We start from the raw sequence: 12,834 nt of genomic DNA on the forward strand, positions 1-12,834 counted from the left end.
CTCAGTAAAGCGCCACGATTCCGGTGGCGCTGGTGCCGGTCGCCCAGACCCGGCGCACCCGCAGCGGCAGCGCGATGCCCGAGGACACGAACACCGTTCCGGTATCGCCATCGACCGTGGTCACCCGCACGGTGCCCGAGGTGGCGACGTTCAGCGCCCGGCTCGCGAAGGGCAGCTCGGCGGAATCGTCGGGCGTCACCTCGGTCAGGCGCGAGGGCGGGCTGTCGAGGCCCTGGGTATGGGTCTTGAAGAGGTCGGCCATGTCGGTCTCCTTTTCGGCATCCCCGGTCCGCCGGACAGGATGTCCCATGGGCATCGGCCGGGCAGGGGCCGGAGGCGTGTTGCGCGAGAGGGGGAGGATGTTCCGATACGGTTAAAGGCCTCGGTGCGGGCCGTTCGGAGGGGGTGGTTCCAAGACGGCACGAAGTCGCGCCCGCTTCCTTTTGCGCCCCCGCTTTGCTAACGATGACCGCAGGATGACCGCAGCCGGTGCGTGCCGTTTCGTGAAGATCACATTCGTAATAGCGGTCGCATCTCTGGCCGGCGGAAATCGTGTGGTGGCGACCTATGCCCGCCTTCTCAAGGAGCGCGGCCATGAAGTCACGGTGGTCTCGCGCCCCTGGCCGCGCCGGACCCTGCTGAACCGGCTGCGCGCGGCGCTGCGCGGCAAGCCGCTGCAACCGCATCCCTCCTCGCCGCTGTTCGAGGCGCTCGGCGACAGCCACCGGGTCCTCGACCGCCGCCGACCTGTCACCGCCGCGGACGTGCCCGACGCCGATGTGGTCGTCGCGACATGGTGGGAAACTGCCGAATGGGTCGCCGAGTTTCCTGCATTGAAGGGCCGAAAGTTCTACCTGCTTCAGGATGTCGAACTGTTCGACCACCTGCCGGTCGACCGGGTCCGGGCGACCTACGCGCTGCCGCTGCACAAGCTGGCCGTTTCGGGCTATATCCGCGACCGGGTGTGCGAGGAACAGCCCGAAGCCGAAATCGGCCTGCTGCCGAATGCAGTCGATCACACGCTGTTCACGGCGCCGCCGCGGGACCGGGGCCGGCCCTTCACGGTGGGTTTTCTCCACAGTTCCGCACCGCGCAAGCGGGTCGAACTTGCCTTTGCCACGGTCGAGGCAGCCCGGGCGCGGCTGCCCGATCTGCAGGTGCTTGCCTTCGGCTCCAAGGCGGACCCGTCCGAAATTCCGCCCGGGATCGTTTATCGCCGCGCGCCCCCCGAACGCGAGATCCCCGGCATCTATGCCGCCTGCGATCTCTGGCTTTTCACCAGCGCCCATGAAGGCTTCGGCCTGCCCCTGCTCGAGGCGATGGCCTGCCGGACCCCGGTTCTGGCGACCCGGGCCGGCGCCGCGCCCGATCTGATCGACGGCCGGAACGGCCGGCTTCTGCCCTCCGATCCGGAGGCGTTTTCAGCTGAAATAGAGACGATTTCGCGGATGGATCCCGCCGAATGGCGCGCCATGTCGGATGCTGCCCATGCCACCGCGGCCGCCTATTCCTGGGAGGCTGCGACCGACCGGCTGCTCGGGTATTTCACGGAAGCAGAGCGGCTTTAGCGGCGGGACGGCAGATCCTCAGCCATTGCCATCCGACTGGCGGTAGGCGTTCAGCACCACACCCAGCACATTGGTGTGCTCGGCAATCTCGCGCTCGCAGGCATCGAACTGCCCATGGCGCGTGGTCTCGGCCCGGATCACGATCAGCGCGCAGTCGACATTCTTCAGAAAGGCCCGGGTGTCGTCATTGACCAGCACCGAGGGCAGATCGAAGATCATCACGTCGGGCTTGTAGACGGCCTCGATCTCGTCCAGCCGCTCGGCGGTCTCCTCGGCCAGCAAGAGCCGGGTCGGGTCGAGTTCGGCGCGGTTCGAGATCGAGATGGCGACGTTCTCGCCATGCCGCAGGCCCTGCTCGGTGAAGGGCACCCGGCCGCTCAGCATCTCGCCGATCGTGTGCTGCGGCATGATGTTCAGGAACTCGTGGACCGACGGGTCGCGCAGATCGAGGTCGAACAGCATCGATCGCAGGTCGCGCTGCCGCCCCAGCGCCAGCGTCAGGTTGCACGCAACCGTGGTCTTGCCCGAATTCGGCATCGGAGAGGTGATCGCCAGCCGCTTCCAGCCGTTTTGGCGCATCTGCAGCAGCGCCTTGGTACGCAGGATGTCGAAGGGCGTGGCCTCGGCCCCGGCCTCGCGGGTCACGATCAGGTGCTGGCTCAGCGCGGCCTCGTCCAGATCGGCCGGGGCCAGCGCCTGCCAGGCGCCATCGGCATCGGTCGCTGGCGTGATCCGAAGCTGCTGCCGGGTCGGCACGGTCGAGGATCGCACGGCGCGGGTCTGGCGGGCTTTCTCGAGAGCGGCCTGTAGCTTTTCCATAGGTCTCTTCTTCTTGCCTGGACCCGTCCCTATCCGGGCATGACGCCGTCGGAGGGAACCTGCCGCCCCGCCGACGACGCGGCCCGCGCCCGGCGCTGCCGGCGGGTCGTACGGTCCTTGGGCGGCTTCATGTAGGGGATCGTGGTGATCGGGGTGATGTTGAAGCGATTGCTCAGCTCGGCCGGCGACCGGATCGTCCGGTTCAGCAGCTCGAGCAGCACGAAATAGGCCCCGGCCAGGCCGAGCCCCGCCCCGCCGCCAAGCGCCATCACCTTGGTGCGGCCCGGTCCGCTCGGCAGTTGCGGGACGCTGGCATTCTCGATCACCGAGATCCGCTGGCCTTTCGAGGTCGACTCGATCCGCTCACTCATCCGGGCCTGGTTGAGATTGCTCACGGCCGCATTGTAGCGGGTCTGGATGATCTCGTAGTCGCGTTCGAGCGCCGCCAGCTGGATGCCGTTCGCAGCACTCTGGGAAATCGCCTTCTGCAGCTGGTCGAGCTCGGAATTGGTGCCGTCGATCTCTTCCTGCAGGGTCTTCAGCCGGCTGTCGATCTCGGAGAGGGTGGCATCGAGCATCGCCTGTTCCGGCGAAACATCGCCCGCCCCGGCCGTCCCGGTGCCGTCTTCCTGCTGGGCGGTCACGACCTTTTCCAGACGGTCCACGATCGCCTGCAGGCTGATCACCCGCGGGCTGGTTTCGGAATAGATCGCCTTGGCATTGTCAAGCTCGGCCCGGGCGGCGATCAGGCGCTCTTCCTCGGGACTGCGGCGCGTCTGGACCGCGCCCTGCTGCACCCGCCCCGTCGCCTCGAAGATCCGCACCACATCGGCGCGCTGCGCCTGGCCCGCCTTCAGATCGCGCATCAGCCCCGCCAGCCGTTCCTGAAGCAGGTTCTGGCGGCCCATCCGGTATGTCTGGTCGTCGGGCAGCGCTTCGGCATTCTGCGACTTGAAGCTGGCGATCGCCGCGCTCTGGCGATCGAGCTCCTGGCCCAGCCGGTCGACCTCCTGCTCGAAGAACTGCAGCGTGTTCTCGGCGCGGGACTGGCGGAACTCGGCATTCGTCTGCAGCACCAGCGTGACGTATTCGTTGACCACGTTCGCGGCGACCTGCGGATATTCCGACGAGAACGAGATCGTCATCAGTGTTGCCTGGTTGCGCCCGGCCGACCGGCGGATCCTGGTCGCGCTGCGCATCGCCGCAACCACCTCGTCGGGCTCCATCTGGCGGATATTCGGGTACACCTTGAAGCGATTGGCGATGTCGATCATGTTGGCGCGGGTCATCAGCCGCTGCTCGATGATGTCGAGCTGTTCCACCGCATCGGTCTGCACCATCGAGCTGACCATGCTGTCGGGGATCTGCGGCGCCTCGACCAGAAGCCGGGCCGAGGTCGAATAGGTCTCGGGCATACGCAGCGCGGCAACGATGCCGGCCGCAGCACCCAGCACGATGAAGACCAGCATGACCGGCAGGCGGCGCAGGAAGAGCCTCCAGTAAAGCTGCAGGTCGATATTCATTCCGCCGCCTTTCCGAACGGTCCGATCGCGCCCGACAGCAGCAGCGGGTCGCGGAACGGCTTGAGGATCAGGCCGTCGCGGATCAGCTCGCGGATCGTCGCCTCGTCGACCAGGGGCTCGTTCGCGCTCGAGGCATAGACAAGGGCAAGATCGCAGAGCTTGTTGACCATCCGCGGAATGCCTTCGGCTTCTTCATGGATGTGCCGGATCGCCGAGGGCGTGAATTCCTCGCCGCTGCCGCCGACATGCTGCAGCCGGTGCATGATATAGGCGCGCGTGGTCGCCAGATCCATCGGCTCGAGATGATAGACCGCGCTCACCCGCTGGGCGAACTGGCGCAGCGAGGGGTGCCGGATCAGGTCGCGCAGCTCGGGCTGGCCGACCAGCACGATCTGCAACAGCTCGTCCTTGCCGGAATTGATATTGGTGAGCATCCGCAGCTCCTCGAGCGTCTCCGCCCCCAGGTTCTGCGCCTCGTCGACGATCAGGATCACATGCCGCCCGGCGGCATATTCCTCCAGCACGAAGTTCTGGAAGATCTGGAACAGCGAGACATAGTCGGCGCCCTCGGGCGCAGTCACGTCAAGTGCGTTCAGCACCCAGCGCAGCAGGTCGCCGCGCCCGCCCTGGGCGTTCGAGATCAGCCCGATGGTCACGTCATCCTCGATCTGGCGCAGCAGCGCCTGGATCAGCGTGGTCTTGCCGGTGCCGACCTCGCCGGTGACCACGGTCAGCGGCGCCCGGGTGACCATCCCGAATTCCAGCACCGCGAAGGCCCGGGTATGGGCTTTCGACCAGAACAGGAAATCCGGGTCGGGCGACAGCGCGAACGGCCGCTCGTGAAAGCCGAAATGGGCGTTATAGAGTGAGGTGTTCATACCCTGCTCGTGCATGTGACTGGCCCGGACGCATGCGCCTGTCCGGACGCAGGTGACGTCCCGCCTACGCGGTAGAGCGCGGCCATGACGGCATCAAGGCATTCTTACGATTAGCGATAATACAGATCTCCTTAACCAGATCCTACCCGGTGACACGCCGATTCGCGGGTTTGCCCCACAAACTCCATATTCGGTTTCCCTTCCACCTACAGTACAAGATGCCGCGCCCCACTGTCGCTGAATTCATGCTGCAGCGCCGCAACCGGAGCGAGAATTGCGGCGATCAGACGGGCATCGGGGCAGGATTCTGGCAGAAAAAGGGCGCGGAGTGCGGTCAACACTTTGATTAAATTTTGTCTAGATGGTAACACATTCCCCAGGGGGTCAGCGATCATCTGATCCGGGACGGCTCGGCGTTTTGAGCGCCGGTGTCTATGGGGTGAATTTTTTCTTGAAGGATCGGCTCTGGCCGATAGCTCGCTATGACATTGTATTTGACCGACTTAAATGCAGACGCACCGGCACGGCCGGTGCTGGGCGTGGTCCCTGGACGAAGCACTGCGCGGGGCTGGGGGGTCTACCGCAACATCTTCAAGCGCATCGTCGACCTCGCCCTGGTGCTGCTCAGCGCGCCGTTCAGCGTTCCGCTGATCGCCTTTCTCGCGCTCCTGGTGGCGCTCGACGGCCACAAGCCGTTCTACACGCAGCTCCGCGTCGGCCGGAACGGCCGCTATTTCCGGATCTGGAAGCTGCGGACCATGGTGCCCGATGCGGACCGCATCCTCGAAGCCTACCTGGCCCGCAATCCCGCCGCACGGCGGGAATGGGACGCCACCCAGAAGCTGAAGCACGACCCCCGGATCACCCGGGTCGGCAAGGTGCTGCGCAAGCTCTCGCTCGACGAACTGCCGCAGCTCTTCAACGTCTTCAACGGCACCATGTCGCTGGTCGGACCGCGGCCGATGATGGTCGCCCAGCAGCTGTTCTATCCGGGTCAGGCCTATTACCGGCTGCGCCCCGGCATCACCGGCCTGTGGCAGGTCTCGGACCGCAACGACTGCGATTTCGTGGGCCGGGTCGGGTATGACGATCTTTACGATCAGGAACTGTCGCTGCGGACCGATCTCGGCGTTCTGGTCCGGACCGTTTCGGTCGTGGTGCGCGCCACAGGGTATTGAGTCCCGAGGACGCCCCGGCCTTCCCCGGTAGATCGTCCGACCGTTCCCGAGTAGAAAACCCGGGCAGGCCCCCAAGGCCTGCCTTCTCGCGTCTATACCGGAAGCCCTGATCAGAGGACCTGTCCCGTGCCAGCCCCGATCCGCCTTGTCGCCACAGCCGCCTTGCTGAGTGCCACCCTGATGCTCTCGGCCTGTCAATCCTCCGAAGAGAAGGCCGAGGCGCATTACCAGAATGCCCTGAGCCTGTTGCAGGACGGCGATGTCGACCGCGCCATCGTCGAGCTGCGCAACGTGTTCGACGAGAACGGCCGCCACAAGGAGGCGCGTCACAAGCTGGCCGAACTGCTGCTGCAGAAGGGCAACCGGCAGCAGGCCTACAGCCAGTACCTGCGCCTGGTCGAACAGTATCCCGACGATCTCGAGGCCCGGATCGCGCTGTCCGAGATCGCCTTTTCCAGCGGCCGCTGGGACGAGGTCGACCGGCACGGCAAGGCCGCCGAAGAGCTGGCGCCCGACGATCCGCGGGTGAAGGCGATCGGCCTTGCCCGGGCCTATCGCTCGGCCTCCGTCGGCGACGATGCCGCAGCGCGGCGCGACATCGCGCGCCAGGCCGATGCGCTGCTGACCGACCAGCCGGACAACATGCTGCTGCATGTGATGATGCTCGACAATGCGGTGCGCGACCAGGACAGCACCCGCGCTCTGGCAGAAACCGACTGGCTGATCGCCCATAACCCGACCGACATCCGCACCTATCAGCAGCGGTTGCAGATCCTGGTTTCCCTCGGCGACATGAAAGGCGCCGAGGCGCTGTTGCGCGAGATGGTCGAGAAATTCCCCAAGGACAAGGAAAACAAGGCCGCGCTGGTCCGGTTCTACCTGGCCCGCAAGGATCTGGACGGGGCCGAGGCCTTTCTGCGCGACTTGGCCGCCGCCTCGGACCCCAAGGATGCGGGTCCGACGGTCGACCTGATCAGGTTCCTGGCCGAACTGCGCGGCCCCGAGGCCGCCCAGGCCGCGGTCGCCCAGGCGATCGCCGAACGGCCCGACCCGGTCCCGTTCCAGGTGATCGGCGCCGGGCTCGATTTCGAGGCCGGCCGCCACGACCAGGCGATCTCCACGCTCGAGACGATCCTGACAGAAGCCAAGCCCTCCGAGGAAACCCGCAACATCAAGGTCGCGCTGGCCCGGATGCTGCTGGCCACCGGCAACGAGGTCGGGGCGCGCAAGCGGGTCGAGGAGGTGCTGGCCGAGGATCCCGCCCAGCCCGAGGCGCTGAAGATGCAGGCCACCTGGCAGATCCTGGCCGACCAGACCGATGAGGCCATCGCCGGGCTGCGCACCGCGCTCGACCATGCCCCGAACGACTCGCAGGCGATGACGCTGATGGCCGAGGCCTATATCCGGTCTGGCCGCCCCGAACTGGCGAACGACTATCTCTCGCTCGCGGTCGACGCCTCGGGCAAGGCTCCGGCCGAAACGCTCCGCTATGCCCGGGTGCTGATCGGCGACGACCGTCTGCAACCCGCCGAGGACATCCTGCTGGCCGCGCTCCGGCTGGCGCCCGACAACCGCGATCTTCTGACCACGCTGGGCCGTCTCTACCTGCAGATGGAGGATTTCGGCCGGGCCCAGCATGTGGCCGATACGCTCCGGCGGCTTGGCGACGAGGCCGCGGTCAGTGCCGCCAACCAGATCGAGGCCGAGCGTCTGAACCGCCAGAGCGGCACCGACGAGGCGATTTCCTATCTCGAACAGCTTGCGGGCACGGCCGATGCCAGCCTGTCTTCGAAAGTTGCGCTGATCCGCGCCCGCCTCGCGACCGGCGATGTCGATGCGGCGCTGACGCTGGCGCAGGAACTGCGCAAGGACAACCCGGGGGACGACACCATCGCGGTGGTGCTGGCCACCACCTACGGGGCGAAGGGCGAGCTCGATCAGGCCGCCGGGATCTATCAGGATCTGCTGAAGGCCGATCCGAACCGGCCCGGGATCTGGCTTGACCTGTCGAACCTGCAGATGCGCCAGGGCGACCGCGCCGCAGCCGCCGAGTCGATCGGCAAGGGGCTCGAGCAGGCCCCCGAAGACCCGCGTCTGCTCTGGGCGAAGGCCTCGATGCTGGAACAGGACGGCGATGTCGACGGGGCCATCGGGATCTACGAGACGCTCTATCAGCGCAATTCCTCCTCGCTGGTGGTGGCCAACAACCTCGCCAGTCTGCTCGCGACCTATCGCGACGATGCCGAAAGCCTCGACCGGGCCTGGACCGTCGCCCGCCGGTTCCGCGACACCCAGATCCCGGCGATGCAGGACACCTATGGCTGGATCGCCCAGCGGCGCGGCGAAAGCACCGAGGCGCTGCCCTATCTCGAGGCCGCGGCCAAAGGGCTGCCCGAGGACCCGCTGATCCGCTATCACCTGGGGCAGGCCTATATGGCCCTGTCGCGGCCGGCCGATGCGCTGGAACAGTTCCGCAAGGCGATCGAGATCGCCGGACCCGCCGACCAGCGGCCGCAGATCGAGGACGCCCGCCAGCAGATCGAGGCGCTCAGCGCCGCGGCCCCGGCCGAAAACTGATCTCCGGACCGTCCGGGCGCGGGGCAACCCGGCCCGGACGGTCCCCCGGACTGTGTCACCGGCACGTCATTCGTCGGACATCTCGGCGCGGAGCGGCAATCTTCACTTTTCCCTGAGCCGCTTTGCCGACAAGAATGGCCGCAAAACAGGCAGGAAAGCGGAAGATCATGCTGTATTTGAAACGGATCCTTTCCGGCATCGTGCTGATTCTGGCGGCGACGGCGGCACTGGCACAGCAGGAATACCGGGTCCGGCCCGGCGACACTCTGGCCATCGAGGTTCTGGAAGATGCCACCCTCAACCGGACGGCCACCGTCCTGCCGGACGGCCGGTTCAGCTTCCCCTTCGCCGGCACCATTCCGGCGGCGGGCCGCACCGTGGGCGAAATCCAGAGCGCGGTCACCCAGGCCATCGCCTCGAATTTCGCGGTCTCTCCCAATGTCTTCGTCTCGGTCCAGCCCGGCCCGGTCTCGCCCTATGCGGGCCCGGCCACGGAAGGCATCGACGTCTTCTTCCTGGGCGAGGTGAACACGCCCGGTCTGGTCCAGGTGGCCAGCGGCACCACCTTCCTGCAGGCCCTGGCCCAAAGCGGCGGGCTGACCCGGTTCGCCGCAACCAAGCGCATCCAGCTGCGCCGGACCGACCCGCAGACCAATGTGCAGAAGGTCTATCAGATCGATTACAAGTCCCTCAGCCGGGGCGCTGTTCTGGCCAAGGACATCCGGCTTCTGGACGGGGACGTGATCCTGGTTCCGGAGCGGCGCCTGTTCGAGTGATCCGGTGACGCGGCGCAGGACATACCGGCTGACGGGCGGGCTCGCGGCAACGGGCCTCGTCGTCCTCTGCGCCGCCCCCGCCGCCCCGCAGGACGCGGGCGGGCTCGAGGCCAGGCTGCGCTTTTCCCAGCGGCTGACCCAGGAAGACGGCACGCTCAGCACCACCACTGGGCTGGGCGTCACGCTGTCCAGCCGGACCCGCACCGAAAGCTTCCTGTTCAGCGTAGACAGCGGCCTCGAACAGGATTTCGACGGCAGTTCCATGGTCCAGAAGGACCCCCGCGTGATCCTGTCCTATGGCCGGGAAAGCGCCTCGAGCGCGCTCAGCACCGATTTCAGCTACAGCAGGACCGATGTCGACTCCGTCTCTGAAGACGACGACCTTGCCGACGGCGTCCTGCAGCTGGATGAGGGGCTGCTTCAGCGCTATTCCGGCAAGCTCTTCCTCGAGCTCGGCCGCGACGCCCCGTTCGGCGCCACCGTCGATCTGGGCTATTCCGCCAAGGCCTATTCGGAAACCTCCAATTCGAACCTGCTCGACGAGGAAAAGGTCAATGCAACGCTCGCGCTGCGGTTCGACCTCGATCCGCGGATCTCGGCCGGCCTGCGCAGCTCGATCAGCGAGACCGACCGCGACGACCCGGGCCAGGATACCAGTTCGGCCTCGATCGGCGGAACGCTCGATTTCGGCGTCACCAAGACGCTCAGCACCAATGCCTATCTCGGCTACAGCCGGGTGACCAAATCCACACCCGGGCTGCCGGACGACACCCAGAAAGGGCTGGCCTACACCCTGTCCTTCACCGAGCAGCGCCCGAATGGCGATCTGTCGGGCAGCCTCAGCTCGGATATCGACGAGGCCGGCCGGCGCACCATCGCCCGGATCGACCGAAGCCTCGAGCTGCCAGGCGGCGCATTGCGGGCCGGGGTCGGGGTCAGCACGTCCGAAGACGACAGCCTGCGCCCGCTTCTCAGCTTTGCCTATAACCATGGACTTCCGCGCGGCACCTTCGCGGTGAAATTCGATCAGGCCTTTTCGACCGATTCCGACGGCGAAGAGGCGCTGAACTCGAATTTCGGCGTCAACTACCGGCAGGAACTGACGCCGCTTTCCAGCCTGCAGGCCGGGCTGATCCTGCGCGATACCGATTTCGTCTCCGATGATGACACCGACAAGCGCAAGCTCCAGCTCGATCTGGTCTATCGCCATTCGCTCGCCCAGGACTGGAATGTGGTCGGCGGTTACAGCCACAGCATCTCCGACCGCTCGAGCGACGACCGCGAGTACTCCAGCAAGGTCTTCATCGGCCTGGAGAAAGCCACGCAATGGCGCTTCTGAAGCGCGGTCGGCCAGTCCTGATCGGACTGATCGCCCTCTGTGCCGCCATAGAACTGGTGCTGTCGCTGTCCGACGCTGGGCTGCTGCCGCCCCGGCTGCGGGCGCTGGCCTATGATTACGGCGGGTTCTGGCCGGGGCTTCTGGGCAACTGGAAACCGAACTATCCGGCCCAGCCCTATGCGATGTTCGTCACCTACAGCGTCCTGCATGGCGGCCTGGCGCATCTGGCAGTGAACATGGTCACGCTCTGGTCGCTGGGGGGCGCGGTGCTGGACCGGGTCGGGGCCTGGCGCTTCGCGCTGCTTTACGGCGCCTCGATCCTCGGAGGCGCGGCGGGCTTCGCACTGCTCGCCCCGGACCTGCGGCCGATGGTGGGGGCTTCGGGGGCGCTCTTCGGGCTGGCGGGCGGGCTGATCGCCTGGGCCTCTCTCGACCGCGTCACCTATCGCGAGACGCTCTGGCCGGTGATCCGGGCCGTGCTGCTGCTGCTGGGACTGAACGCGGTGCTGTGGTGGGCGATGCATGGCATGCTCGCCTGGCAGACCCATCTGGGCGGCTTTCTGGCCGGCGCGCTTTGCGCCCTGGCGCTCGACCGCCGCGCGCTCGGTCCCGAAGAGCCCTGAGGCGGGAAAGACGGTCGCGGACATTCACCCGTCCGATACAGGCTTCAAATCCTGGCTCAAAAGAAATGACAAAGTAGCCGACCAGCTGCTACACTTTCGAAATTAAATCAGCTCAGCATCTGGCCCCGCCCATGCGACGGAAGCGCCTGAATTTTTTTGTCGTGATCATTTCAGTGCTCCTGCTGGGGTTGCAGGTGGCCATGGTCGGATATCGATCGGACTTTTATCAGTATGACTTTCGCGCCTTTTACATTGCGGCAAATCTCTTCTCGGCCGGAGGGAAACCCTATTCGTTTGACGATCTTGTCAGGGTTTCGAAGGGACTTGGATTGTCCGACAACAACCATCCTTTCCTCTATCACCCGCTGACGCTTTTCATCTTCGAACCCCTGTCCCATCTCTCATATCGCGCGGCCTATTTGCTCTGGTTGTTCCTGCAGGTTTCCTCGCTTGCGGTCATAGCCTGGGTCTGCATCCGGTTCTTCAGGATACCGGCCCGCTGGCTGCTTCCCATGATGGCGATCGGGCTCAACGGAGCCATCGCCGCAAGCCTGCGCGCAGGGCAGTTGACCTTGATGACGCTCGCCATGATCCTGTTGGCGAGCGTGATGATCATGCGCAGCCGCGCCACTGCAGCGACCGTTTTGATCGTGCTTTGTGCGATTCCCAAGCTTTGGGTGGCGCCTGCCCTTGGACTTCTCCTGAACCGCGTCTCCTCAAGGCGGATAGGTCTCGTTGCCTCAGGCGTCCTGGCGATCCTCGCGACACTGGGCCTGTCCTATTATCTGGCACCTGACGACTTCCGGAAATTTCTGGCCGCAGCGGACAGATTGTCCGGAGGGTCTGAACCCGCAGGCGCATCCAACGGGTCGTCGCGAAACATGCTTGCAAGCCTGGCAGGAACCGCCGGTTTCGGCGCAGCGCGGTTCGAGCTCATCTGGATCCTCTGGCTCGTTTCCGTGTGCGGAATATCCCTGCTCGCATGGACAAAGCTCGTGAAAGACGACGCGACCCCGTATCCGGAGTTCTTTTCGCTTCTTGTCCTGTCGATCTGCCTGCTCATGCCCCGGATGGCGACGTACCAGTGGACACTTGCGATTCCGGCCCTTGCCCACATTCTGGCGACACGCCCCTATCCTGTGGCAATTCCGCTTGCGGCCATTTCGGGAATGCCAACGCTTTATATCGGCCGGTACCTTCTCGATCGGTCTATTGAAGCACGGGCGGACACTTTCCTCGAGATCGCCTTTTACTTCGCAAATTTCTGGTCCGTCCTGGGCACCTGGCTGATCCTGTGCGTTTCAGTGCTGCTGTTCAGCTCCAAGAGGCGCCGTCGCGAAAAGTATCGCATGCACCCGGTCGACCTCCCATCCGGGTAGTCTTCATGCGCGGGCCGACATATGCCCCCGCACCTTGCCGCTGACCACCATGCGAACGAAGGCGAACATCTTCCACAGAAGACGGCCCACAATAACACCCGCTCTCGGCCGAGAACACGGGCTGCCAACGTGCCAATCGGATGCACTGCCCGAACGCTCTTCATCCGCATAAAA

Annotated in this window: 11 protein-coding genes; 7 read left to right on the top strand and 4 right to left on the bottom strand. The window is 65.4% G+C overall.

The features are described 5' to 3' along the window. Position 1: 1 nt before the first annotated feature. The gene (locus C8N38_RS18090) at positions 2-262 is read right to left on the bottom strand and encodes a spike base protein, RCAP_Rcc01079 family (RefSeq protein WP_108028545.1); all 261 of its coding nucleotides are present in this window, start codon (positions 260-262) and stop codon (positions 2-4) included. 214 nt (positions 263-476) lie between these two features. On the opposite strand from C8N38_RS18090, the gene C8N38_RS22045 reads away from it, so the two are divergent. Beyond that, positions 477-1,568, top strand: coding sequence for a glycosyltransferase family 4 protein (locus C8N38_RS22045; protein ID WP_108028546.1), 1,092 nt, complete (start codon positions 477-479; stop codon positions 1,566-1,568). Positions 1,569-1,586: 18 nt separating this feature from the next. Here the strand turns inward: C8N38_RS22045 and C8N38_RS18100 are convergent, their stop codons facing one another. Genes C8N38_RS18100 through C8N38_RS18110 form a run of 3 tightly spaced genes read right to left on the bottom strand, consistent with a single transcriptional unit; the run spans position 1,587 to position 4,788 of the window. After that, entirely contained in the window at positions 1,587-2,387 is an 801-nt protein-coding gene (locus C8N38_RS18100) for a CpsD/CapB family tyrosine-protein kinase (protein ID WP_108028547.1), read from the bottom strand. 29 nt (positions 2,388-2,416) lie between these two features. Next, entirely contained in the window at positions 2,417-3,910 is a 1,494-nt protein-coding gene (locus C8N38_RS18105; protein WP_108028548.1) for a GumC family protein, read from the bottom strand. Beyond that, positions 3,907-4,788, bottom strand: a complete 882-nt coding sequence (locus C8N38_RS18110; RefSeq protein WP_075787811.1) for an ExeA family protein — start codon at positions 4,786-4,788, stop codon at positions 3,907-3,909. Before C8N38_RS18110 ends, C8N38_RS18105 begins: the two co-directional genes overlap by 4 nt. A 539-nt stretch (positions 4,789-5,327) precedes the next feature. Between C8N38_RS18110 and C8N38_RS18115 the strand changes: the two genes are divergently transcribed. The 6 genes from C8N38_RS18115 (at position 5,328) to C8N38_RS18140 (ending at position 12,660) form a co-directional block, all read left to right on the top strand. Continuing rightward, on the top strand, positions 5,328-5,966 hold the full coding sequence (locus tag C8N38_RS18115) for a sugar transferase (protein ID WP_245895796.1): 639 nt from the start codon (positions 5,328-5,330) through the stop codon (positions 5,964-5,966). A gap of 126 nt (positions 5,967-6,092) precedes the next feature. Then, the gene (locus tag C8N38_RS18120; RefSeq protein ID WP_245895797.1) at positions 6,093-8,543 is read left to right on the top strand and encodes a tetratricopeptide repeat protein; all 2,451 of its coding nucleotides are present in this window, start codon (positions 6,093-6,095) and stop codon (positions 8,541-8,543) included. 167 nt (positions 8,544-8,710) lie between these two features. Then, the gene (locus tag C8N38_RS18125; protein ID WP_108028577.1) at positions 8,711-9,319 is read left to right on the top strand and encodes a polysaccharide biosynthesis/export family protein; all 609 of its coding nucleotides are present in this window, start codon (positions 8,711-8,713) and stop codon (positions 9,317-9,319) included. Positions 9,320-9,323: 4 nt separating this feature from the next. Continuing rightward, the gene (locus C8N38_RS18130) at positions 9,324-10,658 is read left to right on the top strand and encodes a hypothetical protein (RefSeq protein WP_108028550.1); all 1,335 of its coding nucleotides are present in this window, start codon (positions 9,324-9,326) and stop codon (positions 10,656-10,658) included. Continuing rightward, entirely contained in the window at positions 10,646-11,281 is a 636-nt protein-coding gene (locus C8N38_RS18135; protein WP_108028551.1) for a rhomboid family intramembrane serine protease, read from the top strand. The genes C8N38_RS18130 and C8N38_RS18135 overlap by 13 nt, the downstream gene beginning before the upstream one ends. Before the next feature lie 131 nt (positions 11,282-11,412). Then, the gene (locus C8N38_RS18140) at positions 11,413-12,660 is read left to right on the top strand and encodes a glycosyltransferase family 87 protein (protein WP_108028552.1); all 1,248 of its coding nucleotides are present in this window, start codon (positions 11,413-11,415) and stop codon (positions 12,658-12,660) included. Positions 12,661-12,834: the final 174 nt, after the last annotated feature.

Origin of the sequence: Rhodovulum kholense (genome assembly GCF_003053725.1) — a bacterium.
Lineage (GTDB): Bacteria > Pseudomonadota > Alphaproteobacteria > Rhodobacterales > Rhodobacteraceae > Rhodovulum > Rhodovulum kholense.